The organism is Streptomyces gardneri (assembly GCF_006539185.1).
Classification (GTDB): Bacteria; Actinomycetota; Actinomycetes; order Streptomycetales; family Streptomycetaceae; genus Streptomyces; species Streptomyces gardneri.
Genome location: NZ_BJMN01000056.1, coordinates 20,022 through 46,361 on the forward strand (window position 1 = coordinate 20,022; position 26,340 = coordinate 46,361).

At 72.2% G+C, this 26,340-nt stretch carries 28 protein-coding genes; 7 read left to right on the forward strand and 21 right to left on the reverse strand.

The genetic code is table 11. The features are described 5' to 3' along the window. Nucleotides 1-13: 13 nt before the first annotated feature. A complete protein-coding gene (locus tag SGA01_RS34600; RefSeq protein ID WP_141301749.1) occupies nucleotides 14-379 on the reverse strand; it encodes a hypothetical protein in 366 nt (121 codons plus the stop codon). A gap of 164 nt (nucleotides 380-543) precedes the next feature. Here SGA01_RS34600 and SGA01_RS34605 point away from each other — a divergent pair, with 164 nt between their 5' ends. Beyond that, entirely contained in the window at nucleotides 544-1,485 is a 942-nt protein-coding gene (locus tag SGA01_RS34605) for an endonuclease domain-containing protein (RefSeq protein WP_141301751.1), read from the forward strand. Here the strand turns inward: SGA01_RS34605 and SGA01_RS34610 are convergent. The 13 genes from SGA01_RS34610 to SGA01_RS34665 form a co-directional block, all read right to left on the reverse strand. After that, the gene (locus SGA01_RS34610; RefSeq protein WP_141301753.1) at nucleotides 1,482-2,093 is read right to left on the reverse strand and encodes an OmpA family protein; all 612 of its coding nucleotides are present in this window, start codon (nucleotides 2,091-2,093) and stop codon (nucleotides 1,482-1,484) included. The two genes, SGA01_RS34605 and SGA01_RS34610, sit on opposite strands and share 4 nt — an antisense overlap. Nucleotides 2,094-2,102: 9 nt before the next feature. Continuing rightward, the gene (locus tag SGA01_RS34615) at nucleotides 2,103-2,675 is read right to left on the reverse strand and encodes a hypothetical protein (RefSeq protein ID WP_141301755.1); all 573 of its coding nucleotides are present in this window, start codon (nucleotides 2,673-2,675) and stop codon (nucleotides 2,103-2,105) included. A gap of 31 nt (nucleotides 2,676-2,706) precedes the next feature. Continuing rightward, nucleotides 2,707-3,315 carry a pilus assembly protein TadG-related protein gene (locus SGA01_RS34620; RefSeq protein ID WP_255325326.1) on the reverse strand — a complete coding sequence of 203 codons (609 nt, stop codon included), beginning with the start codon at nucleotides 3,313-3,315 and terminating at the stop codon, nucleotides 2,707-2,709. A gap of 5 nt (nucleotides 3,316-3,320) precedes the next feature. Next, complete coding sequence (locus tag SGA01_RS42385) at nucleotides 3,321-3,527, reverse strand: Flp family type IVb pilin (protein ID WP_229917655.1); 207 nt, start codon at nucleotides 3,525-3,527, stop codon at nucleotides 3,321-3,323. 87 nt (nucleotides 3,528-3,614) lie between these two features. Beyond that, on the reverse strand, nucleotides 3,615-3,746 hold the full coding sequence (locus tag SGA01_RS34625) for a hypothetical protein (protein ID WP_371866268.1): 132 nt from the start codon (nucleotides 3,744-3,746) through the stop codon (nucleotides 3,615-3,617). Nucleotides 3,747-3,842: 96 nt separating this feature from the next. Beyond that, nucleotides 3,843-4,730 (reverse strand): DUF5936 domain-containing protein, encoded by an 888-nt coding sequence (locus SGA01_RS34630; RefSeq protein ID WP_055641565.1) that lies wholly within the window; start codon nucleotides 4,728-4,730, stop codon nucleotides 3,843-3,845. Between the two features lie 14 nt (nucleotides 4,731-4,744). Then, on the reverse strand, nucleotides 4,745-5,689 hold the full coding sequence (locus SGA01_RS34635) for a type II secretion system F family protein (RefSeq protein ID WP_141301760.1): 945 nt from the start codon (nucleotides 5,687-5,689) through the stop codon (nucleotides 4,745-4,747). Nucleotides 5,690-5,701: 12 nt separating this feature from the next. Then, nucleotides 5,702-7,045, reverse strand: coding sequence for a TadA family conjugal transfer-associated ATPase (locus SGA01_RS34640; RefSeq protein WP_141301762.1), 1,344 nt, complete (start codon nucleotides 7,043-7,045; stop codon nucleotides 5,702-5,704). Then, nucleotides 7,042-7,428, reverse strand: a complete 387-nt coding sequence (locus tag SGA01_RS34645; protein WP_141301764.1) for a TadE/TadG family type IV pilus assembly protein — start codon at nucleotides 7,426-7,428, stop codon at nucleotides 7,042-7,044. The genes SGA01_RS34640 and SGA01_RS34645 overlap by 4 nt, the downstream gene beginning before the upstream one ends. Next, a complete protein-coding gene (locus SGA01_RS34650) occupies nucleotides 7,425-7,805 on the reverse strand; it encodes a TadE/TadG family type IV pilus assembly protein (RefSeq protein WP_141301766.1) in 381 nt (126 codons plus the stop codon). Before SGA01_RS34650 ends, SGA01_RS34645 begins: the two co-directional genes overlap by 4 nt. Nucleotides 7,806-7,808: 3 nt before the next feature. Then, nucleotides 7,809-9,065, reverse strand: coding sequence for a CpaE/TadZ family protein (locus SGA01_RS34655; RefSeq protein WP_055641570.1), 1,257 nt, complete (start codon nucleotides 9,063-9,065; stop codon nucleotides 7,809-7,811). 7 nt (nucleotides 9,066-9,072) lie between these two features. Next, nucleotides 9,073-9,780 (reverse strand): Flp pilus assembly protein CpaB, encoded by a 708-nt coding sequence (cpaB, locus tag SGA01_RS34660; RefSeq protein WP_141301768.1) that lies wholly within the window; start codon nucleotides 9,778-9,780, stop codon nucleotides 9,073-9,075. Nucleotides 9,781-9,874: 94 nt separating this feature from the next. Beyond that, the gene (locus SGA01_RS34665) at nucleotides 9,875-10,915 is read right to left on the reverse strand and encodes a hypothetical protein (protein ID WP_229917633.1); all 1,041 of its coding nucleotides are present in this window, start codon (nucleotides 10,913-10,915) and stop codon (nucleotides 9,875-9,877) included. 387 nt (nucleotides 10,916-11,302) lie between these two features. On the opposite strand from SGA01_RS34665, the gene SGA01_RS34670 reads away from it, so the two are divergent. After that, a complete protein-coding gene (locus SGA01_RS34670) occupies nucleotides 11,303-13,024 on the forward strand; it encodes a chitinase (protein WP_174867619.1) in 1,722 nt (573 codons plus the stop codon). A gap of 58 nt (nucleotides 13,025-13,082) precedes the next feature. Here SGA01_RS34670 and SGA01_RS34675 read toward each other — a convergent pair whose 3' ends face one another. Next, nucleotides 13,083-14,417, reverse strand: coding sequence for a serine/threonine-protein kinase (locus tag SGA01_RS34675; RefSeq protein WP_141301772.1), 1,335 nt, complete (start codon nucleotides 14,415-14,417; stop codon nucleotides 13,083-13,085). 90 nt (nucleotides 14,418-14,507) lie between these two features. Here SGA01_RS34675 and SGA01_RS34680 point away from each other — a divergent pair, with 90 nt between their 5' ends. Together SGA01_RS34680 and SGA01_RS34685 are read left to right on the forward strand one after the other, a co-directional pair. Next, nucleotides 14,508-15,866 carry a M14 family metallopeptidase gene (locus SGA01_RS34680; protein ID WP_055641573.1) on the forward strand — a complete coding sequence of 453 codons (1,359 nt, stop codon included), beginning with the start codon at nucleotides 14,508-14,510 and terminating at the stop codon, nucleotides 15,864-15,866. A gap of 133 nt (nucleotides 15,867-15,999) precedes the next feature. Further along, nucleotides 16,000-16,956, forward strand: coding sequence for a hypothetical protein (locus tag SGA01_RS34685; RefSeq protein ID WP_141301774.1), 957 nt, complete (start codon nucleotides 16,000-16,002; stop codon nucleotides 16,954-16,956). Nucleotides 16,957-17,048: 92 nt separating this feature from the next. On the opposite strand, the gene SGA01_RS34690 is transcribed toward SGA01_RS34685, so the two are convergent. The 3 genes from SGA01_RS34690 to SGA01_RS34700 are packed head-to-tail and all read right to left on the reverse strand — an operon-like array spanning nucleotide 17,049 to nucleotide 19,368. Beyond that, nucleotides 17,049-17,462, reverse strand: a complete 414-nt coding sequence (locus SGA01_RS34690) for a RidA family protein (protein WP_141301775.1) — start codon at nucleotides 17,460-17,462, stop codon at nucleotides 17,049-17,051. Next, nucleotides 17,459-18,220 (reverse strand): IclR family transcriptional regulator, encoded by a 762-nt coding sequence (locus SGA01_RS34695; RefSeq protein WP_055641575.1) that lies wholly within the window; start codon nucleotides 18,218-18,220, stop codon nucleotides 17,459-17,461. The genes SGA01_RS34690 and SGA01_RS34695 overlap by 4 nt, the downstream gene beginning before the upstream one ends. Further along, complete coding sequence (locus SGA01_RS34700; RefSeq protein WP_141301777.1) at nucleotides 18,217-19,368, reverse strand: sugar kinase; 1,152 nt, start codon at nucleotides 19,366-19,368, stop codon at nucleotides 18,217-18,219. Before SGA01_RS34700 ends, SGA01_RS34695 begins: the two co-directional genes overlap by 4 nt. A 123-nt stretch (nucleotides 19,369-19,491) precedes the next feature. Between SGA01_RS34700 and SGA01_RS34705 the strand changes: the two genes are divergently transcribed. Both SGA01_RS34705 and SGA01_RS34710 read left to right on the forward strand, forming a co-directional pair. Further along, the gene (locus tag SGA01_RS34705) at nucleotides 19,492-20,757 is read left to right on the forward strand and encodes an alanine racemase (RefSeq protein ID WP_141301779.1); all 1,266 of its coding nucleotides are present in this window, start codon (nucleotides 19,492-19,494) and stop codon (nucleotides 20,755-20,757) included. A 10-nt stretch (nucleotides 20,758-20,767) separates the two neighbouring features. After that, nucleotides 20,768-22,381, forward strand: a complete 1,614-nt coding sequence (locus SGA01_RS34710; protein WP_141301781.1) for an N-acyl-D-amino-acid deacylase family protein — start codon at nucleotides 20,768-20,770, stop codon at nucleotides 22,379-22,381. A gap of 35 nt (nucleotides 22,382-22,416) precedes the next feature. On the opposite strand, the gene SGA01_RS34715 is transcribed toward SGA01_RS34710, so the two are convergent. From SGA01_RS34715 to SGA01_RS34725, 3 genes are all read right to left on the reverse strand, one after another. Continuing rightward, on the reverse strand, nucleotides 22,417-22,875 hold the full coding sequence (locus tag SGA01_RS34715) for a glutaredoxin domain-containing protein (protein ID WP_141301783.1): 459 nt from the start codon (nucleotides 22,873-22,875) through the stop codon (nucleotides 22,417-22,419). Nucleotides 22,876-23,016: 141 nt separating this feature from the next. After that, nucleotides 23,017-24,465, reverse strand: coding sequence for a polyprenol phosphomannose-dependent alpha 1,6 mannosyltransferase MptB (gene mptB, locus SGA01_RS34720; protein ID WP_141301785.1), 1,449 nt, complete (start codon nucleotides 24,463-24,465; stop codon nucleotides 23,017-23,019). Nucleotides 24,466-24,530: 65 nt separating this feature from the next. Next, on the reverse strand, nucleotides 24,531-25,013 hold the full coding sequence (locus SGA01_RS34725) for a hypothetical protein (protein ID WP_141301787.1): 483 nt from the start codon (nucleotides 25,011-25,013) through the stop codon (nucleotides 24,531-24,533). A gap of 114 nt (nucleotides 25,014-25,127) precedes the next feature. Between SGA01_RS34725 and SGA01_RS34730 the strand changes: the two genes are divergently transcribed. Beyond that, on the forward strand, nucleotides 25,128-26,339 hold the full coding sequence (locus SGA01_RS34730) for a pyridoxal phosphate-dependent aminotransferase (protein ID WP_141301789.1): 1,212 nt from the start codon (nucleotides 25,128-25,130) through the stop codon (nucleotides 26,337-26,339). Nucleotide 26,340: the final 1 nt, after the last annotated feature.

Genomic DNA, 26,340 nt, shown 5'->3' on the forward strand with positions numbered 1-26,340 from the left:
AGCCGCCGCCCCCTCACCCAAGGGGCCTTATCCGGACGAACTTCGCGGACAGGGCAGGACCGAGCTGATGGACGATGGCGTGACCGGGCTCCTGCGGGGAGGGCAGGTCACCGAGGAACGAGGTCACGATGACCTCGTCGATGCCGAGAACACCGCGGCAGCACTGCTCCTCCAGGAAGTCGAGGGTGCGGCGCCAGTCGGCGGCGGTCGGGTCCTCCCCGAGGAAGGAACGGACGGTGCCCTGGACGACGTCCCAGAAGAAGACGTGCGGCAGGACATCGCCCTGGGTGAAGACATGGGTCTCGTACACGCCCCGGAACTCGGGAATCCGGGTGACGAGATCACTGACCAGTTGGACACTCGGCGTCGTCGACGTCATCGGCAGCCCACTTCGGAACGGACCCTGTGGTGTCGGGTACTCCGCTCCAGAATGCTCCTCGCCGACGAGGGCGTCCCGTCACTTTTGCGCTTTCCTGACGACGAGTTTCACCGGGTTTTCCACAGGGGGTGCGAACTGTCCCTCTTCCGTGGATCGTTGGGCGTATGTACGAGTTGGCGATCCTCGCGAGGGGCGGGGTACTCCTCACGGTCTGGGCGCTCGCGGCGGGCTGGCCCCGGGGCCGCCTGGCCGGCCGCCTGCGCCGGGACGGATGGCAGGGGATCTGCCGGGGCGCGTGGGCGGCCCCGGGCAAGGAGGTCGACTGGCGGGTGCGGGCGACGGCGCTCCAGTTCCTCCGTCCGGAGCTGGTGTGCAGCCACGGGACGGCGGCGCGGCTGCACCGCATCGAGCTGCTGGGAGCCACTGTCGGCGTGGGGCCGCCCCTCGACTTCACGGCACCGGCGTCGTCCCGTTCGGCACGCGACTCCCTGATACGGGTGCACGCCACGACCTCCCTCGCGGACGGGGACTGCGCCGTGCGGCGGGGGCTGCGGGTGACCACCCCGGCGCGAACGGTCGGCGACCTCATACGGAGCTGCGGCAGCCGCGAGGAGGCGGTCGTCGCGGCGGACTCGGCGCTGGCGCGGCGGGTGGTCGGAGGCGTACGGCGCGAGGCGCTCGTCCGGTACGAGGACCTGGCCGCCGAACTCGCCGCGCCCCGCACGGGCGGGCCGCGCGCCCGCGCCTGGCTGCCGCTGACCGAGGCGGCCTCGGGCTCCCCTGCGGAGACGGTCGCGCGACTCCGGATGCGGGACGCGGGCCTGCACCCTGAGTCGCAGCCGCCGCTCCGTGCGTCCGAGGGCGGCCGGACCCTGCGCCCGGACTTCCTCTTCCGCGAGGCGGGCCTGGCGGTGGAGGTCGAGGGCTACGCCTTCCACGGCACACGCCGGGCCCACGAACGGGACGTCGCCCGCTTCAACGCGCTCCAGTCCTGCCCGGAGGTACGGCGGGTGCTCCGCTTCACGGCGAGGGAGGTCTTCACGGCCCCGGACCGGATGACGGCGACGATCCGGGCGGCGCTGGCCTCGCTCGCGGACAGGGCCTAGGGCGCCGTCGTCCGGGGGAAGGACACCTCGACGCGCCGGTTCTTCTTCCGGCCCTCCTCGGTGGCGTTGTCCGCGATCGGGTAGTCCTCGCTGTAGCCGCGGATGTCGAAGGTCGTACCGGGGTCGAGACTCCGGGCGAGGACCTGCTGCACGGCGACGGCACGCTGCTTCGAGAGCTTGAGCCCGTGCTCGTACGTCCCGAGGTTGTCGGTGAACCCGAAGACCCGGACGCGACCGGAGCCGAGATTGTTGACCTCGGCGGCGATGGCGGCGATCCGGGAGGTCGCGGCGGGGCTCAGCTTGGCGCTGTTCTTCGGGAACAGCACCTCGGCCTGCAGGGCGAAGGTCACGTCCACGTTGGTGTCCTGCCGGCGCTCCGCACCGCCCTCCTCCTCGACGATCTGCTTGATGTCGAGCACCTTGGCGGGCGCGAGGGTGGCCCCGTCGGGAAGCATGAGCCCGGACGCGTTCGCGTCGATGGCGGGCGGCGGAGCGGCAATGCCGGCGGAGCCGGGCGGATCGTCGGCGTGCGCGGTGGGCACGGTGAGCGGCCAGATGGCCACGGAGACGAGGGCCAGGGCGGCCAGGCGGCGGTTCGTCGTCGTCATGGCGTCGCCTCAGGAGAGTTTGAGGGTGGCGGGTTCGAAGGTGGGGAGCTGGAAGGAGACCTCGGTGGTGGAGGCGGGGGGTGCGGGGAATTGCATGAAGACGGGGGTCGACTTGCCGGGGCCGAGGCTGTCGAGCGCGGAGGTGGTGAGCGGGCGCCCGTCTGTGTCCCTCAGGACGTAGTAGCGCTTCTTGCCTACGGAGTCGACGAGGGTGGCACCGCCGAGCGAGTTGCCGTGCTTCACCACCTCGGTCTCGTCGCCGCTCATCTGCGCGGGGATGATGGTGGCGGTTTCGGACGTGTTCTTAAGGCGACCCTTGATGGTGACGAATCCGCCCGCGTCCCGTTCCACCGAATTGATAGCGAGTTCCAGGCCCTTCCGCCCCTTCAGAACTGCCAGTGTCTCGGTCGGCTCTTCCGCAGGCTGCTGCTCCTGCGTGCCTGATGTCCCAGGGGGAGCGACTGTGGTCGTGGCCGGCTTGTTCGCGATCGGCTTGTCCTCTGCTCCGCAGCCGCCCGCGAGTAGAGCCACCGAAGCAACTGCGAGGGAGGCCAGCCCCCTGCGTGCGTAACGAACGTTCATGAAGCGCGCTTCCTTTACTCGTCGGCACAGGTCATTCGGACAGCCGGACCGTGAAGAGGTCGACAGCGTCGGGCAGAGTCGGGTTCTCCGGATCGATCTCCCAGTCCACTCCGGCGCACTCGAGTCCATCGATCGGGATCGTTTCTTCCTCCTCGCCTTCACCGGGTGCCGTTGGCGTGGGAGTCGGCTCTGAAGTGGGCTCCGGCTCCGTGAACGAGCAGCGCGGTTCGATGACTGCTTCGGCAGACGCCGTCGCCTGCCGCGACTCCGCACCCGTCGTACGTACCGTCACACGAAATCCCCATGAGGCGAGAGGCGCACAGCCACCCCCCGAGAGCGTTGCCTGGTTCCGGGCCGCGAACTCCCCCGCCTGTTGACACGCGGCAGGGTCCATGAAGGCCACACCGTGGAGGAAACCGCCCCATTGGTCCGGGGAGAGAATGACTTCGAGCCAGTCCTTACGCAACCGATCCCGAGCATCCTGCGCAGCTGCAAGAGCTGCGGCGTCTGCGGCAGTTTGGGCGCTGTTCCGAGTGAAAGCGGCCTGCCCCACGGCAAAGTAGGCGAAGGCCAGGAACAAGAGGCCTGCCACGACGGCGATGTAGACGGGGAATGCCTGCCCCTCGTCTCCCCCGCCCAGAGCCCCTACTCGCCACCGCCTCCGGTGAGTTCGGTGATCTTCTGAGCGATCGCATTCTTGATCGACTGGCCGAGGTCCGTGCCGGTGATCGCCACCACGATCGCCACCACCACCACAATGATCCCCAGGTACTCCACCGCCGTCTGCCCCCGGTCCCCGGACAGCAGTCGGCTCGTCAGTCGCACCTTGGCCTTCGTCACGGCCTTCAGCATCGCGTCGTTCATCGTGGTCCCCTCCGCGTCGGTTCGCCGGTGGTCGTGTCGGCTCACAGGGCCCTGGGGCCCGTCTGTGGGCCCCGGTCATCGCGTGGGCCTGGTGCCCAGCCAGGAGGCTAGGGCCTCGGCGCGCGTGGCGGTGTGGAGTTCGGTGTTCTCGACCGTCTTGTCGGTGATGAAGCAAGTCGCGGCGATCTGCCGGTTGTTCAGGTCCATCACACCCACCCCTCTCACACCCTGTCCGCACTCTGTCACATGCGGTTGTGTGCGCGAAGCGGGATCGTCAACCTTCGATGGAATTGAGACAGTGGCTCACTCGCCCGTGACCGAGCCGAAGTCCGTCCCCGTGCCCAGGAACAGGCCCGCGCCCAGGAGGATCATCGTCGCCGGGACCATCAGGGTCGTGATGACCATCGTGGCCTTCGGGACCGCCTTGGCCGCCTTGCGGCGGGCGTTCTGGGCGTCCGTACGGCGCATGTCGTTGGCGATCTGGATGAGCGTGTCGACGATCGGCGCGCCCAGCTCCTCGCCCTGCTGGAGCGCCGTGACGAACTGCGCCACCTGTTCCGAGTCGTTGCGGCGGCGCAGTTCGTCGAAGGCCTGGCGGCGGCTGACGCCCATGTCCATCTGGCGGAGCGTGATGCGGAGTTCGTCGGACCACGGGCCCGCGTATTGCTCCGCGACCCGCTCCAGGGCCTGCCGGAAGCCGAGGCCCGCGCTGACGACGACGGCGAGGACGTCGAGGAAGTCGGGGAGGGTCCGCTCGATCTGGTCCTTGCGGATGCGGACGGCCGACCAGATGCCGACCTCCGTCCAGAACGCGCCGAAGGCGAAGAGGAGCAGCGCGACGAGGACCGAGCCCCTGCCCAGCATGAGCAGGCCGCCGAGGACGCCGAGGAAGCCGTAGACGGCCCGCCGCGCCCCGTACCGGTCGATGGTGAGTCCGCCGGGGTTGCCCGCGAGGTCGATGCGGCGGCGCACGGCGTTGACCCGCTTGGGGCCCATGAGGCGCAGGACGGCCGGCGACCAGCGCATGCCGAGCCGGTCGACGGCCGAGTCGACCGCGCCGGTACGGGTCGCGCCGACCTCCAGGGCGAGTTTGAGGTCGTCGGGGAGGCGGGCGTCGGCGCGGTAGAGGCGCAGGCCGTAGGCGATGCCGGCGACGGCGAGGCCGGCGAGCAGGGCGAGAAGGAGGTCCATGGCGCGCGCCCGTCCTATACGTCGATCTTCGAGAAGCGGCGGATGGCGACGAAGCCCACCACGTACAGCGCGAAGGCCGCGACCACGGCGAACTGTCCGACGGTCGAGCCGGTCATGCGGTCGAGGGCTCCGGGCTGCATGTTGTCGATGAGGAGGAGCGAGCCGACGCCGATGACGGGGACGGAGTACGCGGTCATGCTCACCTGGGAGAGCTGGGTGCGGACCTCGCGCCGGGTCTCCTTGCGCTCCTCCAGGGTCTCGGTGAGGTTCCGGAGGGAGGAGACGACGGTGCCGCCCGCCCGGTTGGCGAGGACGAGGGTGGTGACGAGGACGACGAGCTCGCGGGAGGGGAGGCGCTCGGCGAGCTCGCCGAGGGCGTCGTCGAGGGACGTGCCGACGGCCAACTGCTGGGCGACCTTCTCCAGTTCGTCTCCGGCCGGGGACTCCATCTCGTCGGCGGCGAGGCTGAGCGCCATGCGCAGGGCCAGTCCGGCCTGGGTGGCGTTGGCCAGGATGCGGGAGAGTTCGGGGAGTTGGTTGATGAACTTCTCGATGCGCTTCTGTCGCTGCCAGCTGAGGTACCCGAGGGCGACCCAGACGCCGAGGAGACCGCATATCGGGCCGAAGAACGGGGAGAGCGCCGACTGCCCCACCGCCCAGAGGACGGCCACGGTCGCCGTGAGGGCGACCGTGAACTCGCCGGGGGTGATGTCGAGCCCGGTGGCCGCGATGCGCAGTTCCAGCTTCCGGCCGAGGTTCGTCCGGCGGACGCGTCGGTCGATGCCCCGGAAGTGGCGTCGGCGGCGGCCGGTCGTCTCGGGCTCGCCCGTCTCGTCGAGCCGGGCGACGAGGGCCGCGTGCCGCCGGGCCCCGCTCGCGTACAGCTGGACGCCGACGATGCCCAGGACGCAGCAGAGCAGCGCCACGCCGAGTGTCAGCCACACAGGATCGGTGGTCATGGGCTCCTGCTCCTACTTCGCTTCGCGGGTGGCGAGCCCGGCGTCGGTCACGGCCACCCCGAAGGCCTGCGGGATCGGCTGGCCGGCCATGTACAGCCGCTCCGCGACCCTCCGGGGCAGCGGGTGGTACGTGAACTGTCCGTACACCCGGCCGTCGGCCGCGACCGGCTGCGCCTGGAAGCGGCAGATCGTGGCGAGGAGGAAGCGCTCGCGCCCGTGGGAGGCGAGGACGGTTATCTCGGTGATCCGGCGGGTGCCGTCCGGGTGGCGGGTCAGCTGGACGAGGACGTCGACCGCGCTGTTGATCTGGTCGCGGAGCGCCTCGAAGGGCACCTTCACCTCGGACATCGAGGCGAGCGTCTGGAGCCGCATCAGGGCGTCCTCGGCCGAGTTGGCGTGGACGGTGGCGAGCGAGCCGTCGTGGCCGGTGGACATCGCCTGGAGCATGTCGAGGGTCTCGCCGCCGCGGACCTCACCCACGATGATGCGGTCGGGGCGCATGCGCAGGGAGTTGCGGACGAGGTCGCGGATGGAGATGGCGCCCCGGCCCTCGATGTTCGGCGGGCGGGCTTCGAGGCGGATGACGTGGGCCTGCTGGAGCTGGAGCTCGGCCGAGTCCTCGATGGTGATGATCCGCTCGCCCTCCGGGACGAGACCGGAGAGGGCGTTGAGGAGGGTGGTCTTCCCCGTGCCGGTGGCGCCGGAGACGATCAGGTTGAACTTGGCCTGAACCAGTCCGGACAGCAGGAGCAGCATCTGCTCGTCGAGCGAGCCGAGGCCGATCATCTCGTGGAGCGTGTACGCGCGGGGGAAGCGGCGGATGGTGAGCGTCGCCCCGGTGAGCGAGAGCGGCGGGATGATGACGTTGACGCGCTCGCCGGAGGGGAGGCGGGCGTCGACCATCGGGTTCGACTCGTCGACGCGGCGGTTGACGGTCGAGACGATCCGCTCGATGGTCTGCATCAGCTGGTCGTGGGAGGCGAAGCGGAGCGGCAGCAGCTCGACGCGGCCGGCGCGCTCGATGAAGATCTGGTCGGGTCCGTTGACCATGATCTCGGTGATCGAGGCGTCTTCGAGGAGCGGTTCGAGGACGCCGAGCCCGAGGGCCTCGTCGACGACCCGACGGATCAGCTGGCCCCGCTCGGCGGTGGAGAGGACCGGGCCCTCGCGGCTGATGATGTGGCCGAGGACGCGCTCCAGGCGGGCACGCCGTTCGGCGGCCGCGAGCGCGGACATCTCGGTGAGGTCGATCTCCTCCAGGAGCTTGGCGCGGAAGGCGGCGACGAGGTGCCCGTCCTCCCGGCCGGCTCCGGCGCCCTTGTCCTCGGGGGCGTTGATCCGGGAGCGCAGACTCATGGCAGGTCCTCCTCGTCGGGCATCGGCATGGTGGCGGTCTTCGTCACGTCGTCGAAGCTCCAGAAGGGGACGACCTGGGGAATGCGGACGCTGACGCGGGCGACGGCCTCGCCGCCGTCGGCAGCGACGTCGACGGAGGTGACCCAGTCGGCGGCTGCCCGGCCGGCCGCATTGCCCGCCGCCACGGGGTTGTCCGCGTTCGCGTCGGTGGTTGCTGCCCGTGCCGCGGCGCGGGCGGCCGTACCCGCCTGCTGGGCGGCGTACGCGGCGACGCCGAGCTGGAGGCCCGCGAGGCCGACGATGAGCAGGATGGGGAGGAAGCCGAGGTACTCGATGGCGGCCTGGCCCCGGTCGCGGGTCCTCGCGCGCAGGAATCTCGTCATGGCGTGGACTCCTTCTCCTCCGAGACCGCGCCCGCCGTGGTCTCCACGGTGAAGAGGCCGCCCACGCCCGGGAAGAGGACGGGGACCTGGATCCTGACCACCGCTTTCACCAGGCCGTCGTCGCCCGGCGGGCATGTCGCTTCCAAACCGCTCGCCCAGGCCCCGTCCAGGTGCCGCATCGCGGCCTCGTGGCAGTCGTCGCCGACGGCCGCGGCTCGGGCCGCCTCGTCGGCGGCGTTTCCGGCCAGCGTGTACGTGTACCCCACCAGAACGACCTGCCACAGCAGCGCCAGCGTCAGCAGGATCAGCGGCACCATGCCGAGGAACTCGATCGCCACCTGTCCTCTGTCGTCGCCGTCCCGGATCGTCGGCCGCATCGCTCAGCGGCCTCCGGTGCGGCGGCGCAGGCCCAGCGAGCCCCGGTCGCCGGCGCGGGCGAGCTGCTTGCCGGGGGCGGTCGGTGCCGGGGCGCCGACCAGGCCCAGTTCGCCGGCCAACGCCCACAGCGCCTGCTTGACCGTCGACTTGGCGTCGAGGTCGTGGAGCCGGCCCGCGTCGACGACGGCCTGGAGTTCCTTGAAGTTGGCGGGGACGGAGACTCCGGCCGTACGGGTGCCGGTGATCTTCTGGACGAGGGGCGGCTGGATCTCGGTGGAGCGGTGGTGGCGGTTGACGAGGGTGACGGTCTCCTCCGCCTTGCGTACCTGGAGGCGTTCCCACATCCGTACGGTCCGCTTGGCGGCCCGCACCGCGACCACGTCCGGCGTGGTGACGAGGAGGGCGGTGTCGGACATCTCGATGGCGGCGGCGTTGGCGCCGGTGAGCTGGGAGCCGCAGTCGACGACGACGACCTCGTGCCGGGCGCGCAGGGCGCTGACGATCTGGCGGGCGGCCCGGTCGGTGACCTCCTCGCCGCGTTCGCCCTCCGCCGGGGCGAGGAGCAGTGCGAGGCCGGTCTCGTGGACGAAGACGGCGTCCTGGAGGACGCGGGGCGAGATGTCGGTGATGGCCGCGAGGTCGGCGGCCGACCGCCGGAACTGGACGTCGAGGTAGGAGGCGATGTCGCCGCCCTGGAGGTCGAGGTCGAGGAGGGCGACGGTCCGGCCCGAGGCGCGGGCGGCGAGGGCGAGGTGGACGGCGGTGACGGTGGTGCCGACGCCGCCCTTGGCGCCGCTGACGGTGACGACGGTGCCGCCGGGTCCGGTGGCGATCTCGGCCCCGGCGCCGAGGTGGCGGCGGACGCCCGCGGACCACTGGGCGGCGGCCTGCACGCGGCTGGCGAGCTCCTCGTATCCGAGGGGGAGGGTGACCAGGCCCCGGGCGCCGGAGTCCATGGCGGCCGAGAAGAGGACGGGGCTGGCGTCGGCGGTGATGAGGACGACGCCGACGGCCGGGAAGCGGAGGGCGACCTCGCGGACGACGTCGAGTGCGGGGACGGGTCCGATCCGCTCGTGGACGAGGACGACCTCGGGGAGTTCGTCGAGGGACTCGGCGGCGAGCCGGGCGAGGGTGTCGACGAGCTGGGTGGAGTCGGTGACGGGCGCGGCGGGTTCGGCGTCGGGGAGCTGGCTGAGCAGGGTGACGACGGACCGGGCCGCGTCGGGGTCCCCGACGGCCGGCAGGATCCTGGTGGTCATACCGGCCTCACTTGTCCTTGTCGAGCGTGTAGGTGCGGTCGCGCTGGTCGGCCGGGGCGCCGCCGGTGGTGGGGGCGACGAGGGCGAGGCGTACGTGCTCGGCGAAGGACTCGGCGTACGCGACGCGCTGGGTGTCGAGGGTGGAGAGCGCGAAGCTGATCGGGACGGCGTTGGCGGCGCGGCCCGAGCGGTCGTTGTTCTCGGAGATCGGGGTGAGCTTGCCGACGGAGAGGACGCGGGCGCCGGCGACGATCATCCGCGACTGGGAGGGGTCGTCCTTCTTCTCACCCTCGAAGGTGGCGTAGATGTTGACGGTGGCCCCGGCGGTGATCTTGCCCGCGACGCCCGTCGCGGCGTCGATCATGATCGCGATCTCCTGCTGACCCGGCTGGAGCTCGGGCTGCTCGACGATCATGTCGGTCTGGAGGAGGGATCCCGCCTTGAGCTCGGTGACGGCGATCCTGCCCTCGATCTGGCGGAGATCGGTGACGGCGGTGGCGGAGAGCCAGCGCTTGGGCATGGAGATCTTCTCGAACTGGTCGGCGCTCAGGGGTTTGTAGGGGGCCACGTTCTTCGTGAGCCGGTACGCGGTGACCTCGGGTCCGACCTTCGCGTTCACGTCGCTGATGACCGTGAGGACGCCGGCGAAGGCGCCGAGGGCGCACAGGACGGAGAGCAGCAGGAGGATCACGCCGCGGCGCTGGCGGGAGTTCATGGCCGTACTTCCTCGATCGGATCCGTGGGTCTGGGCGGACGGTGGTCGTGCGCGGGGCGGGGGTGCTGCGCGGGGCGGGGGCACACGGCGGGGCTCACGGGACGGTGCGCGGGTCGATCGCGGGTGCGGAGCCGGGTGCGGGGAGGGGGCGGGCGGCGTGCGCCGGTGCGGCCCCGAGGGCCCTCGTGGCGCCTCGGGCCGGAACCGCGTCGAGGGCGGGGGCCATGCCACGGGCCGGAACCGCTGCGAGCGCCTGGGTCGCCCCGTGGGCCGGCGCCGTCCCGCCCCCGAGCGCCGCCGGGCCCGCGAGGGCCGTCAGCGGGGCCGCGCAGAAGCCGCAGCGGTCGCCGATGAGCTCCATCCCGCACCAGTGGCAGGTCTCGCGCCGTACGGAGGAGACGAGTTGGTAGAGAACGGGCAGGTCGGGGAGGTACGCGGCGAACTCCACGAGCTTGCCGGTGCCCCACCAGCCGGGTGAGGCCTCGGGCAGCGCGGCCTCCTGGACGGGGCCCTGGATCTGCCACGCGGGTACGAGGGCGGTGGTGGGCCAGTCGGTCTGGAGCTGTCCGCGCGCGACGAGGAGCTGCGTGGCGAACTCCGGTCCCGCGAGGCGCTGGTCGCCCGCTCCGCCGAGCCGGACGATCTGCGGCGTGGGTCCGGCGAGGACCGCGAAGTGGGCTCCGGGCAGCCAGCCCTTGAGGTGGGAGGAGAGGCTGACGGGTACGCGGTCGAGGCGGGACACCGAGCCGAGTACGGCCCCGGCGTAGATGTAGTGGGCGAGCAGCCTGGCGGCGGAGGCGAGCACGCCGGGGCTGAAGTCGCAGGCCGCCAGTTGCCGTAACTGCCGGACGAGCACGGCTGCTCCGAGTGGCGGCAGGTCGGTTCTGACCAGCGCGATCCGGTCGCTTTCGAGGAGGCCCCGGACGGCGTGCAGGCGCCGCTCGACGGCGGCGGGGGCGGAGGTGGGGCAGACGACGACCACGCTGCCGTACCGCGCGAGGAGTTGCTGCATGTCGGCGAGGGAGGCGTCGAGGGACCGCGTCTCGGGGGCCGGGAGCACGGCGGCGTTCGGCGTCTGCGGGTCGGTCGGCGGCAGCACCAGGTCGGTGCTGGTGACCGCGATCGCTGTCGGCACGTCAGACCCCCGTCCCCTCCGACCTCCGGGGTCCCGGGGGCCGCAGATCACCTACCGCGTTCGCGGCGTCACCGCAGGGTGCCGCCGCCTCTGCACTTTATCCACGCCACCCGGGGTGGTGAACACACAATCCGCCAAGCTCCCCTCACTTTCTTCGGGCCCGGCGGCGGGGGCCCGAAGCGCCTTCGCCGCCAGTCGGGGTGCCGACTTCACCCCCTCCGACCTCCCCTTGTTGCCAGAGGTCTTGACAACACGATTGGTCTGGACCAGCTTGTTCCGACAACGGTGGCCACCGTCCGCACCCCCGCACCAGGCTCGTACCCCCGTACGCGCCCCTCCGTACGACGACGTACGGCACCTCCACATCCCCAACTCCCCCACCGGAGGATGCACGTGGACCGCACCACCACCCGCCCTCACGGACGTCGATGGCTCGGCGGAGCCCTCGCGATCGCCGTCGGATCCGGGCTCGTCCTCGTCGGCGGAGCCGGCACCGCGCAGGCGGCCGACGTCAACGTCGCCAAGAACGCCGGGTTCGAGAACGGCCTGGCCAACTGGTCCTGTTCCGCCGGGAGCGGCGCCGCCGTCTCCTCGCCGGTACGCACCGGGGCCGGCGCCCTGAGGGCCACCCCGGCCGGTCTCGACAACGCCAAGTGCGTGCAGACCGTGACCGTCAAGCCCAACTCCACGTACACGCTGAGCGCCTGGGTCCAGGGCGGTTACGCCTACCTCGGCGCGAGCGGCACCGGGACCGGCTCGGGCAGCGTCTCCACCTGGACGCCCGACAGCGCCTCGTGGAAGCAGCTCACCACCACCTTCACCACCGGCGCGAGCACCACCTCGGTCGAGGTCTACACCCACGGCTGGTACGGCACCACCCCGTACTCCGTCGACGACGTCTCCGTGTACGGCCCCGACGGGGGCGGCGGCCAGGACCCCGACCCGGTCGTCCCGGCCACCCCGGCCGGCCTCGCCGCGGGCACCGTCACCTCCTCCTCCGTCGACCTGAGCTGGGCCGCCGTCTCCGGCGCCACCGGCTACAAGGTCTACCGCGACGGCGTCAACCCCCAGGCGGTCACGGGCACTTCGACGACCGTGTCCGGTCTCACCGCCGACACCGCCTACCAGTTCCAGGTCGCCGCGACGAACTCCGCGGGCGAGTCCGCCAAGTCGTCCGCCGTATCCGCGCGGACCGCCAAGGTCACCGACCCGGGCCCCGGCCCGGCCGTGCCCAAGCACGCGCTGACCGGCTACTGGCAGAACTTCAACAACGGCGCGACCGTCCAGAAGCTGCGGGACGTGCAGTCGCAGTACGACATCATCGCCGTCTCGTTCGCCGACTCCACCACCACGCCCGGCCAGATCGTCTTCAACCTCGACCCGGCCGTCGGCTACGCCTCCACCGCCGACTTCAAGGCCGACATCGCGGCCAAGAAGGCGGCCGGCAAGTCCGTCATCATCTCGGTCGGCGGCGAGAAGGGGAACGTCACGATCAACAGCGACGCCTCAGCCACCGCCTTCGCGAACAGCGCCTACGCCCTGATGCAGGAGTACGGCTTCAACGGCGTCGACATCGACCTCGAGCACGGCATCAACTCCACCTACCTGACCAAGGCGCTGCGCCAGCTCTCCGCCAAGGCGGGCTCCACCATGGTCCTGACGATGGCCCCGCAGACCATCGACATGCAGAGCACCGGCACCGAGTACTTCAAGACGGCGCTCGCCGTGAAGGACATCCTCACGGTCGTCAACATGCAGTACTACAACAGCGGTTCGATGCTGGGCTGCGACGGCAAGGTGTACAGCCAGGGCTCGGTGGACTTCCTCACCGCGCTCGCCTGCATCCAGATCCAGGGCGGCCTCGCCCCGTCCCAGGTCGGCCTGGGCGTCCCCGCCTCCACGCGGGGCGCGGGCAGCGGCTACGTCGACCCGCAGATCGTGAAGAACGCGCTCGACTGCCTGACCAAGCTCACCGGCTGCGGCACCTACAAGCCGGCCCAGGCCTGGCCGACGCTGCGCGGCGCGATGACCTGGTCGACCAACTGGGACGCGACGGCCGGCAACGCCTGGTCGAACGCGGTGGGTCCGCACGTGCACAACCTGCCGTAACGGCAGGCGAGTCGACCGCGCCGCGCCGCCGCTCCCCCGGCGGCGCGGCGCCGTCGCCTCACGCGGGCAGGTACCGGGCGAGCACCGGGTCGAGCCGGAGGATCCACTCGTCGACCCGGGCGGCACGGCGGCCGTCGACCTCGCAGTCGAAGACCGTGCCGTCGTAGAGGGTGACGGCCACCCGCAGCACGCGGCCGCGCCGGACCCGTTCGTACCGCACGGCCCCGATCTCCGCCCAGACGAAGTCGGCCTCCTCGTCGAAGAGGTGCAGGGACACGCCGCTCGCGTCGACGGCGATCCCCGAGTTCCGGTCGGCGGCGACGAAGTCCGGCGCGGGCAGCGGCGGAGCGGAGGGCTGCGGCGGTACGACGAGGGTGGCGGGGTGCGGTACGGGGGCGGGGAGCTGCGCGGGGGCGGGGACGGCGTCCTGGACGTCGGCCGTCTGCGTCGGCAGCGCGTGAGCGGGCGTCGGCAGCGCAGGGGCGGATGGCGGAACCGCGTCAGCGGGCGTCGGCAGCGCGTCGACGGTCACTACGCCGGACTCGGCCCTGGCCACCGAAGGCGAAGGCGAAGCCGAAGCCGAAACCCCAGCCCCCGCACCCAGCACATCCAGGATCTCGTCCGGCGTAGGCCGCTCGGCCGGGTTCTTCGCGAGGCAGCGCCCCACCAGCTCCCGCAGCCCCTCGGGCACGGTCGCGAGGTCCGGCGCCTCGTGCACCGACCGGTACATGAGCCCCATCGGCGTGCCCTCCCCGAAGGGCCGCCCGCCCGCCGCGGCGACGAGCACGGCGCCGAGCGCGAAGACGTCCGCGGCGCCCGTCACCTCCTCGCCGAGCGCCTGTTCGGGCGCGAGGTAGCCCGGGGTGCCGAAGGCGGAGCCGGTGGCGGTGAGGCGGGTCGACTCCAGGGCGCGGGCGATCCCGAAGTCGAGCACGCGGGGCCCGTCGGGGGCCATGACGATGTTGCCGGGCTTGAGGTCCCGGTGGACGAGCCCGCAGGCGTGGATGGCCTCCAGGGCCTCGGCGAGCGCGGCCCCGAGCGAGCGCAGCGCCGCCTCCCCCATCGGGCCCTGGGCGACGAGGAGGCCCGAGAGGGTGGGGCCGGGGATGTAGGCGGTGGCGAGCCAGGGCGCCTCCGCGTCGGGGTCGGCGTCGACGACCTGTGCGGTGTGGAAGCCGCCGACCTGACGGGCGGCCGCGACCTCGGCGCGGAACCGCGCGCGGAAGGACGGGTCGGAGGCGAGTTCCGGCCGTGCGACTTTGACGGCGACGGCGCGCCCGCCGCGCGATCGGGCCAGGTAGACGGTTCCCATGCCGCCTTCACCTAGCTTGTGTTCGATGACGTATCTGCCGATGAGGGTCCCCACGCGGGACAGTATGGCCGAACTCGTCATCTTGACCGGTCCATGACATGCCTTCACCATGTGGCCGGACACCCGCACGAGTTTGTCGCACTCCCCCACACTCCCCACCCAGGAGACAGCATGCGACGTCCCACCCGCGGCAGAAGGTCCGCCACCCTCGCGGCCCTCGTGGCGCTCGCCCTCGCGGCGCCCCTCTCCGCCCTCTCCTCACCCGCCGGGGCCGACCCGGCGCCGACCGCCGCCCGTATCGCCTCCGGCGCCGAGGAGGTGATCCGGCAGTACGAGATCGCCGGACCGTCCACCGTCGCCGCCCGCACCGCGCTGACCGCCACCGGCGTCTCGATCGACGAGGTCGACGCCCGCTCGGTCGTCGTCAGCGCCAACACCGAGCAGCTCGCCAGGCTCAAGGCACTCGGCCACAAGCCGGTCGCCCTGCCCGCCCCGCCGAACCGGAAGACCGCCGAGGACCAGAGCCTCGGCCCGCTCGACTTCCCCTCCGCCGACGCGAGGTACCACAACTACGCGGAGATGAACGCGGAGATCGACCAGCGCCTCGCGCAGTACCCGTCGATCATGCGCAAGCAGGTGATCGGGAAGACGTACCAGGGCCGGGACATCGTCGCGATCAAGATCAGCGACAACGTCGCCACCGACGAGAGCGAGCCCGAGGTCCTCTTCACGCACCACCAGCACGCCCGCGAACACCTCACGGTCGAGATGGCGCTCTACCTCCTGCGCGAGCTCGGCGCGGGCTACGGCACCGACTCCCGGGTCACCAACGCCGTGAACGGGCGCGAGATCTGGATCGTCCCGGACCTCAACCCGGACGGCGGCGAGTACGACATCGCCTCCGGCTCGTACCGCAGCTGGCGCAAGAACCGGCAGCCCAACTCCGGCTCCTCGTACATCGGTACGGACATGAACCGGAACTGGAACTACAAGTGGGGCTGCTGCGGCGGCTCTTCCGGCTCCAAGAGCTCGGAGACGTACCGCGGCACGGCTCCCGAGTCCGCCCCCGAGGTGAAGGTCGTCGCCGACTTCGTCCGCTCGCGGGTGGTCGGCGGCAAGCAGCAGATCACCGCGGCCATCGACTTCCACACCTACAGCGAGCTGGTCCTCTGGCCCTTCGGCTGGACGACGGCGAACACCACCACCGGCATGACGCAGGACGACCGCGACGCCTTCGCGACCGTCGGCGGCAAGATGGCCGCGAGCAACGGCTACACGCCGGAGCAGTCCAGCGACCTCTACATCACGGACGGCTCGATCGACGACTACCTGTGGGGCACGCACAGGATCTTCGGCTACACCTTCGAGATGTACCCGGCCTCGTCCGGCGGGGGCGGCTTCTACCCGCCCGACGAGGTCATCGAGCGCGAGACGAGCCGCAACCGCGACGCCGTCCTCCAGCTCCTGGAGAACGCCGACTGCATGTACCGCTCGATCGGCAAGCAGGCCCAGTACTGCACCACTGCCTGACGGTCCATGAGCGAGCCGGGGCCGGCGGGGCGCGTTCCGCCGGCCCCGGCCCCTTTCCCGTTTCCCAATGGGCCTCCGTAGCAGTCCTGTTGAAACCGAATCGGCGGCCATCGGGGTCCTGTAGGTTCTCGCCATGGCCAAGAGCAAGGTGATGGAGAACCCGGAGTCACGCTTCTCCGCGGTGCTGGCGAGCGCGGCAAACCTGCCGGGTGTACGGATCAACAGGGAGGCGTATCTCCGAAAGGCGCTGGCTCGCCATTGCTCGGAGGACGACATCCGCAGAGCGATCGAAGAGACCCCCGCGGCGGCGGGTATCCCTCTCGAGGTTCTGGACCGAGCGGCGAACGACTCCATCGGCTACGAGACCGCCAAGGCCAGCGCTCTCTCCGCGGCTGCCGGGATCCCCGGCTTCATCGCCATGCCGGCCACCGTCCCCGCCGACATGGCCCAGTACTTCGGCCACATGCTGCGCATCGCGCAGAAGCTCGCCTACCTCTACAGCTGGCCCGATCTGTTCTCCGGCGACGGCGACGGGGTCGACGACGCGACCAAGGGCGTCCTCACGCTCTTCTTCGGCGTGATGTTCGGCACCCAGTCGGCGAACGCCGCTGTGGGGCAGATCGCCGCGATGATGTCGAAGGAGGTCGCCAGGAAGCTGCCCCAGAAGGCACTCACCCAGGGCGTCGTCTATCCGATCGTGAAGAAGGTCGCGGGCTACCTCGGCGTTCAGATGACGAAGCAGACCTTCGCGAAGAGCGTGTCGAAGGCCATCCCTGTCGTCGGGGCCGTCGTTTCCGGCGGGCTCACGTATGCGACCTACCGGCCCATGGCGAAAAGGCTGAAGAAGCACCTCGCCGGCCTGGAACTGACGAACCCGACTCGCCGAGCGGCAGACACGGACTCCGTGGACACGGAATTCATGGACCCGGACTTCGTGGACCCGGACTTCGTGGACGGGGAGGTCGTCGACGCCGAATTCGTGGACGGCGAATTCATGGACGCGGAGGTCGCGGACGGGGAATTCGTGGACGCGGAATTCGCAGAAGTGCACGACTCCACCACGGACCGGTCCGAGACTGCCTCGACCTGACCTGTGCGCCGGCCACGGACGACGGACGAGCGGGCCGCGCCCCCGAAGGTGCGGCCCGCTCGGTCGTGCTCGGCCCCACCCGGGGACCCGTCTCAGCCGAGGACGGCGAGCGCGTCGATCTCGATGAGGAGGCCGGCCGGGAGGCCGACGTAGACGGTCGTCCGGGCGGAGGCCGGGGCCTTGAGGCCCTCCTCCTGGAAGTACTGGTTGTAGATCGCGTTCATCTCGGCGAAGTGGTCCACATCCGTCAGGTAGACGCGCGTCATCATGACGTCGTCCCAGCTCGCGCCGCCCTCCTCCAGGATCGCCTTGACGTTGGCGAAGGTCTGGAGGGTCTGCTCGCGCAGGGTCGGGCCCGCGACCACCGGGGGCTGGCCCTCGACGGCGGGGAGGAAGCCGACCTGGCCGGCGACCTGGAGGATGTTGCCCTTCTTCACGCCGTGCGAGAACTTCGCGGGCGGGACGGTGTGGGTGGCGGGGGTGAGGGCGATCTTCTCGGTGGTCATCCGTTGTCCTTGGTGGGTGCGGTGCCGGAGTACTCACGGCTGATGGCTTCCGCGGTGCGGCGCACCTGCGGGAGGAGGGTGAGGAGTTCCTCGGCCGTGACGACCACGTTGGGCGCCGAGACCGACATGGCGGCGACGACCCGGCCGTCGGCGCCGCGGATGGGGGCGCCCACGCAGTTGATGGACTCCTCGTGGCCGCCGAGGTCGGTGGCCCAGCCCTGTTCGCGTACGGTCGCCAGCTCCTTGAGGAAGGCGGCGGCGTTCGGGGTCGAACGGGGCGTGTACGGGGGGTAGTCGAGCTTCGCGGCGACGGCGCGGCGCTCGGGCTCGGGCAGGTCGGCGAGGAGCAGTTTGGCGACGGCGGCGACGGTGATGGCGACCGGCTTGCCGATGCGGGAGTACATCCGGACCGGATAGCGGCTCTCGACCTTGTCGATGTAGACGACCTCGCCCTCCTCGTACACGGCGAGGTGGACGGTGTGCCCGATCCGCTCGTTGAGCGCGGCGAGGTAGGGGTGGGCGATCTCGCGGACGTCGAGGTTCTCGACGGCTTCCTGCGCGAGGGCGAAGAGGCGGGCGCCGAGGCGGTAGCGCTGGTCCTGCTGCCGGTGGACGAGGCCGTGCTCGTGGAGGGTGCGCAGGAGGCGCAGGGCCGTGGACTTGTGGACGCCGAGCTCGTCGGCGACCTGCCCGAGGTCGGCGGGGCCCCGTGCGAGCAGCGGCAGGATGCTGAGCGCCCGGTCGACGGTCTGGCTCATGGCGTACGTACCTCCTGGTCGTCCCCCGTCCAGCCGGGGCCGAGGTGAAGTGTGCCCCAGGCGCCGGCGTCGAGGGCGGCGAGCCGGTCGGCGTGGGCGCGGCGGGGCGGGACGGCGACGTCGCCGGGGACGGTGAGGGCGGCGGCGGCCATGAGGTGGCCGTGGCGGAGGCGTGCGGTCATGTCGAGTCCCCGGAGGGTGGCGGAGAGGAATCCGGCGGCGAAGGCGTCGCCGGCGCCGACGGGGGCGAGGACGTCGACGCGGGGGGCGGGGACGGTGGTGACGGTGTGGGGGGTACGGGTCTCGGGCGCGGGTACGGGGCCGCTGCGCGGGGCGGTTGCATCTTCAGCCCGTCCGGCGTTTGAGGACCGGGGTCCGGGGCGGAGCCCCGGTTCGGGAAGGGGCGGGGTGGGGAAGGAAGCCGCGCAGCGCTCGAACGCGACCGCCCCCTCCCCGCCCCGCTTCACCACCAGCACCGCCGGCTCCGGCAACGCGGCACGGATCGCGAACGGGTCCATGAGGCCCCACAGCTCCTCCGCCTCGTCCGCGCCGACGAAGACCAGGTCGGCGCGGCGGGCGAGTTCGAGCAGCACCTCGGGCGCGGTGCCGTCGCGCCACAGGGCGGGCCGGTGGTTGACGTCGAAGGAGACGAGGGGGCGCCCTGGGCGCGGGGCGGTCAGCTCGCGCATGAGGGCGAGGCAGTCGGCGGAGAGGGCGGCCGTGATGCCGGTGAGGTGCAGGACGCGGCCGTCGGCGACGGAGTCGTACGGGACGGTGGCGGGCGACATCGCGGAGGCGGCCGAGCCGGCGCGGTAGTAGACGACCTCGTGGGCGTCGGCGGCCCGGTCGTCGGCCGTGCGGAAGTAGACGCCGGTCGGGCGGTGCGGGTCGCGGCCGACGGCCGTGACGTCCACGCCGTGGGCGCCGATCGTCTCGACCAGGTGGTGACCGAAGCCGTCCCGGCCGACGCGGCCGACCCATCTCACGCGGTGTCCGGCGGCGGCGAGGGCGCAGGCGACGTTGGACTCGGCGCCGCCGATCGCCCGGGCGAAGGAGGGGACGTCGGCGAGGCGGCCGGGCCGGGAGGGAAGGAAGGTGACCATGGACTCGCCGAGGCAGACGAAGTCCGGGGGCGCGTGTCCGCTCACTCTCGGGCTCCCTGTGGCTCCTACGGGTCCATTGACCCGGCCTTGGCCCGGATGTTAGACAGCCATGAGCAGTATGCGCAATGAGCGTTGCACATCACGCAACGCCCACGACGAGGAGGCCCCATGCCCGACCTGGCGAACGAGCGAGTCGACCACCGCTTCAAGGGGCTGCCCCCGGACGCCGAGGGCCTGACCGTCGGCGAGCTGGCCGCGCAGCGCCGCTCCCTCTTCACCGGCGGCTTCACCACCCCGGTCCTCGCGCTCTCCGCCGAGTCCGTCGAGCACAACCTCCGCCTCCTGGAGGTCTACGCCGAGCGCCACGGCCTCGCCTTCGCCCCGCACGGCAAGACCTCCATGGCGCCCCGGCTCTTCGACCGCCAGCTGGAGCACGGCGCCTGGGGCATCACCGCCGCCATGCCGCACCAGGCCCGCGTCTACCGCGTCCACGGCGTCTCCCGGATCTTCCTCGCCAACGAGCTCGTCGACGCCGTCGCCCTGCGCTGGCTCGCCGCCGAGCTCGACGCCGACCCGAACTTCCGCTTCGTCTGCTACGTCGACTCGGTGCGCGGCGTCGAGCTGATGGACGAGGCCCTGCGCGCGGCCGGCGCGGCCCGCCCGGTCGACGTCGTCGTCGAGCTGGGCGCCGGCGCGACCGGGCGTACGGGCGTACGGACCGAGGCGGAGTGCGCCGCCGTCGCCGACGCGGTCGCGGACGTCCCCACCCTGCGGCTCGTCGGCGTCGCCGGATACGAGGGCACGATGCCCGGGGCGGACGGCGAGCGGGTCAGGGAATGGCTGCACCGACTGGTCGGCCTCGCGGCCGACTTCGACAAGGCCGGCCGCTTCGACCCCGCCATCGGCGAGATCGTGATCAGCGCGGGCGGGAGCGAGTGGTTCGACGCGGTCGCGGACGTCTTCGCGGAGATCCCGGGCCTCTCCCTCCCCGTCCTGAAGCTGCTGCGCTCCGGCGCGTACGTCTCGCACGACGACGGGCAGTACCGCGAGAAGACCCCCTTCAACCGGGTCCCCGAAGAGGGCGCGCTCCAGCCGGCGTTCAGGCTCTGGTCGCAGGTCGTCTCCCGGCCGACGCCCGAACAGGCCTTCACCAACGCGGGCAAGCGGGACGCCGCTCACGACCTCCACCTCCCCGAGGCGCAGGTCGTCCGCGACGCCCGCACCGGCGAGATCCGCGCCGCCGAGGGCGTCACCGTCACCGGCCTCTCCGACCAGCACGCCTGGCTGCGCACGGCCCCCGAGGCGGACGTGGAGGTCGGCGACTGGGTCGGCATGGGCCTGTCCCACCCGTGCACGTCCTTCGACAAGTGGCAGCTGATCCCGCTGGTCGAGGCGGACGGCACGGTCGTCGACTACATCCGCACCTTCTTCTAGGAGCAGGTTCATGGACCTCGTCTTCCGCGACGCGGAGGTCGTCGACGGCAGCGGCGGCCCGTCCTACCGGGCCGACGTGGCGATCGACGGCGGCCGGATCGCCGCGATCGTCAAGGAGGGCGCCGCCGCCGGCTGCCAGCGCCCGACCGCCCGCCGCGTCGTGGACGCCGAGGGCCTCGCACTCTCCCCCGGCTTCGTCGACATGCACGCCCACAGCGACCTCGCGCTGCTCCGCGACCCCGACCACAGCGCGAAGGCCGCGCAGGGCGTCACGCTCGAAGTCCTCGGCCAGGACGGCCTGTCGTACGCACCGGTCGACGACCGCACGCTCGACGAGGTGCGGCGGACGATCGCCGGCTGGAACGGCGGTGCGCCCGGGGACACGACGGTCGACCTCGACTGGCGGACGGTCGGCGAGTACCTGGACCGCCTCGACGGCGCGCACGGCGGCCGGGGCATCGCGGTCAACGCCGCGTACCTCGTCCCTCAGGGGACGGTCAGGATGTACGCGGTCGGCTGGGAGGACCGCCCGGCGACCGGGCCCGAACTGGACCGGATGCGGCAGCTCGTCGCCGAGGGCCTGGAGCAGGGCGCGGTCGGCATGTCCTCCGGCCTGACGTACACCCCCGGCATGTACGCGCCGGACGCCGAACTCACCGCACTCTGCCGGGTCGTGGCGGAGTACGGCGGCTACTACTGCCCGCACCACCGCTCGTACGGCGCCGGGGCCCTCCGGGCGTACGAGGAGATGGTCGCCCTCACCCGCGAGGCGGGCTGCGCCCTCCATCTGGCCCACGCCACCATGAACTTCGGCGTGAACAAGGGCCGGGCGCCGGAGCTGCTCGCCCTCCTGGACGAGGCGCTCGCCGGGGGCGCGGACATCACCCTCGACACGTACCCGTACACGCCCGGCAGCACGACCCTGGTCGCCGTCCTGCCGAGCTGGGCGGGCGAGGGCGGCCCGGAGGCGGTACTGGCGCGCCTGCGCGACGAGGGGACGGCGGAGCGGATCCGCCACGACCTGGAGGTCGTCGGCTCGGACGGCTGCCACGGGGTGCCGATGGAGTGGGACACGATCGAGATCGCGGGCGTGGGCGACCCCGGTCTCGCGGGGTTCGTGGGCCGCCGCCTCGACGGCTGGAGCACGGCCCGCCGGCTCCTGCTCGACGACCGGCTCGGCACGACGATCCTCCAGCACGTGGGCCACGAGGAGAACGTCCGGGCGATCATGCGGCACCGGGTCCACACGGGCGGCTCGGACGGCATCCTCCAGGGCCTCAAGCCGCACCCGCGCGCGTACGGCACGTTCCCGGAATACCTGGGTCGGTACGTGCGCGAGCTCGGCGTCCTCTCCCTGGAGGAGTGCGTCGCCCATCTGACCTCCCGCCCGGCGGCCCGCCTCCGCCTCCCGGACCGGGGCCTGGTCAAGGAGGGGTACGTGGCGGACCTGGTCCTCTTCGACCCGGCGACGGTCGCGGCGGGAGCTACGTACGCGTCCCCCCGCACTCTCCCGGTGGGCATCCCCCACGTCCTGATCGACGGCAGGTTCGTCGTCGAGGACGGCCGCCGGACGGACACCCTGGCGGGCCGCGCGATCCGCCGGACTCCTGTGACGCGGGGCTAGCGCGGGGCTCGGCGGGGGCCCTGGATCGCGGGGGCCTAGCCGGCGGGCTCGGCCGGTGCCTCGCGCGTGAGCTGTGCGCGCACCCAGGCCGGATCGGGGTTCACATGGGCCCGGCCCGCCACGACGACGGTCGGCACCGTCTCGTCGCCGCCGGTGGCCGCCCGTACCTCCGCCGCGCCTTCCGGGTCGCGCCAGATGTCGACCCAGTGCGCCCGGCGGGCGCGGGCGCCCAGCCGGAGGCGCAGGCGCAGGCAGTAGGCGCAGCCGGGCCGCCAGTAGACGACCGGGCGGCCGTCGGCCTCGGCGCGGCGCCGGGCCTCCGCCGCCCCGGTCGACCTCGGGAAGACCAGGGGCGAGGTGACGGCCGCGAGCAGCAGGAAGAGCAGCAGCAGGGGGGCGACCACCGCGACGGATCCGCCGTCGGCGGCCCGGGCACCGGCGACGAGCCCGCCGCAGAGCAGCAACAGCACCGGCAGGATCCATGCGCGCGTCATGCTGCCGGAGGCTACCGGGACGGGGCGTCCGGCGGGCGTGCAGGGGGCTGCCGTGACAGGCGTCCCGCCGGCGTGCCAGGCGCTACCGGGCCGAGGCTCCCGCAGATCGGCCGGAGGCCACCGCGACCGGGCGACCGGAGGCTACCGGGACCGGGCCTCCCGCAGGTCCGCGCGGAGCCCGTCCGCCGGTGCCACGGACGCGGCCGGCGGCCAGGCGTCCCGCCGGAGCCACACCAGGCCGAGCGCGAGCACGCAGCCCGCGAGCACGAAGCCGTACCAGGGGGTGTGGCCCGAGGGTGCCGTCTCGTACACGAGCGCCGCCGAGAAGACGGCGAGGACCTGACCCGCCCGGCTGTGCCAGGCGACGGCCGCGACGACGACCGTCCCCCACAGCAGGTACCAGGGCTGCACCATGGGCGAGAGCGCGACCAGGGCGACCAGGGAGAGCCCGAGCCCGAGGACGGGGTCGATCCGCCCCTTCCAGGCCCGCCACGCGAGCGCCAGGATCAGCCCGACGGCGACGAGGAGCCCCAGCTTCTGCACGACGCCCTTGACCGGGTCGGGGTCGTCGGCGAGGAGCGTGCCGAGCGCGAGCCCGAGGTCGCTGGTGACGGACAGGGCGGTGTGGATGGCCCCCGCGACGCTCTGCGTCCGCAGCCACCCGAATCCGGTCCCGGCGGCGAGCGTCGCCGCCACGGCGACCCCGCCCGCGACGAGTCCCGGCAGGACCAGGCCCTTCGCGACACCCCGCACGCCGCCCCCGTCCCGGCGGGCGATCATGACGCCGATGAACAGCAGGGCCACCGCCGCCGGCGACTTGACCATCATCGCGAGGCCGACGAGGACGCACCCGAGCACCCACCGCCCGCGTGCGGCGAGCAGCACCCCGCCCAGCATGAGGCCGATCATCAGTCCGTCGTTGTGCATGCCGCCGACGACATGGATCAGGAGCAGCGGGTTGAGCGCGGCCAGCCACACCGCGCCGTCTCGGTCGGCCGCCCCGCCCGCGAGGCCCCGTACGGCCCAGACGATCAGCGCGAGCGCGCCGAGGGCGATCAGCCGCATGCCGAGGACGGCGGGCACGATCGCTCCGCCGGTCGGTCCGACGACGGCTTCGGCGAGGAGCAGGAAGACGGGGCCGTACGGTGCGGGGGTGTCGGTCCAGTTCCCTCCGACGCTCGCCGCCGCGTCCGCGCCGAGCTCGCCGGGGCCGAGGACGGAGGGCCCGCCGCCGTAGACGTCGTGTCCTTCGAGGACCATCCCGCCCTGGGCGATGTAGCTGTAGACGTCCGCGCTGTACAGCGGCGGGGCGAGGAGCAGCGGCGCGGTCCACCAGACGAGAGTCCGGAGCACCCCGTCCCGTACGCCCCGGGCGAGCAGGACGCCGTACCGCCACCAGGCGGCGACGAGCAGGGTCAGGCCGAGGTACGCGAGGACGGCGCCGGCCACGGTGAGAGCGGAGCCGCGCGGCTCCCAGAGGCCCCCGCCGCCGCGTACGGGCAGCGTCCCGGCGGCCCACCCGCCCAAGGCGACGGCGAGCGATCCGGCAGCACCCAGCCACCGGCATCCGGAGGCACTGAAAACCCACATGACGTGCCAACCTATCCCGCCCGCCGGAGACCCCCGAATCCTTCGCCCGGGGGCCCCTGCTCCGGCTACTTCGGCCGCTTGGTGGCGCCCCGTCCGCGGCCCGGCTTCCCCGGGTGATCGGTGGTGACCGGGGCCTCGGCGGTGGGTGAGGCTCCCGGACCGGCTGTCGCGGACCCGGACGGCGCAGCCGTCGCCGTCTCCTTCGGGCCCTTGTCCGTGGCGGTCGGGCCGGTACGCCCCGGGACGGTCACGGCCGCGGTGACGCCGGAGCCGGAGCCGCCCGGACCGGAGGGTTCGGGCGTCCGGGTGGTCTCGGCGGCATCGGTCGGATCCGCCTGGATCAGCGCGGGCGGCCCGCCGGAGCCGCCCTCGGGGGAACCCGTCCCGCCCTTCGTGCCGGAGCCGCCCGAGAGCAGCGCGGCGGCGGCGCCGAGGACGGCGACCCCGCCGGCGGCGAGCAGCCACACCGGGCCGCGGGCCCGGCGTGCGGGGGCGTGGCGGCGGCGGGCGCGCCGGGATCCGGCGGCTCCGGGGTCGTGCTGGCTCATGGGCCCGAATTGTAGGGAGCACGACACCGACGATGCGACGGGGGTCACATCGGAGGTGTCCGACGTGTCCCAAAACACGAGGCGTCCCGCCCGGCCCCGCCGTAAGCTCTCGTCATGCAGGTGATCCAGTCCACGAAGCTCGCCAACGTCTGTTACGAAATCCGGGGTCCGGTGCTCGAAGAGGCGATGCGGCTTGAGGCTGCGGGTCATCGCATCCTCAAGCTCAACACGGGCAACCCGGCCGCCTTCGGCTTCGAGTGTCCGCCCGCCATCCTCGAGGACGTGCTGCGGAACCTCTCCGAGGCGCATGGCTACGGCGACGCGAAGGGCCTGCTCTCGGCCCGCCGTGCGGTGATGAGCCACTACGAGACGAAGGGCATTCCGCTCTCCGTCGAGGACATCTACCTCGGCAACGGCGTCTCGGAGCTGATCCAGATGTCGATGCAGGCGCTCCTCGACGACGGCGACGAGGTCCTCGTACCGGCGCCGGACTATCCGCTGTGGACGGCCTCGGTCTCGCTCGCGGGCGGTACGGCCGTGCACTACCGCTGCGACGAGCAGGCGGACTGGATGCCGGACCTCGCCGACATCGAGCGGAAGATCACCGACCGCACCAAGGCGATCGTGATCATCAACCCGAACAATCCGACGGGCGCCGTCTACGACGACGAGATGCTCCGCTCCCTGACGGAGATCGCCCGCCGCCACAATCTGGTGGTCTGCTCGGACGAGATCTACGACAAGATCCTCTACGACGGTACGACGCACACGCCGACCGCCGCGATCGCCCCGGACCTCCTGTGCCTCACCTTCAACGGGATGAGCAAGAACTACCGGGTGGCGGGCTTCCGCTCCGGCTGGCTCGCGGTCTGCGGCCCGAAGCACCACGCGACCTCGTACATCGAGGGCCTCACGATCCTCGCCAACATGCGCCTGTGCGCGAACATGCCCGCGCAGCACGCGGTGGCCGCCGCCCTCCAGGGCCGGCAGTCGATCGAGGACCTCGTCCTGCCGGGCGGGCGGCTCCTGGAGCAGCGGGACACGGCGTACGAGCTGCTGACCCAGATCCCGGGCGTGACGTGCGTGAAGCCGAAGGGCGCGCTGTATCTCTTCCCGCGTCTCGACCCGAACGTCTACAAGGTCAAGGACGACCGGCAGATGGTCCTGGACCTGCTGCGGGCCGAGAAGATCATGGTCGTGCACGGGACGGGGTTCAACTGGCACGAGCCGGACCACTTCCGGATCGTCACGCTGCCCGCGGCGGCGGACCTGGCGGACGCGGTGACGAGGATCGGCCGGTTCCTGGACGGCTACAGCCAGCCCTGAG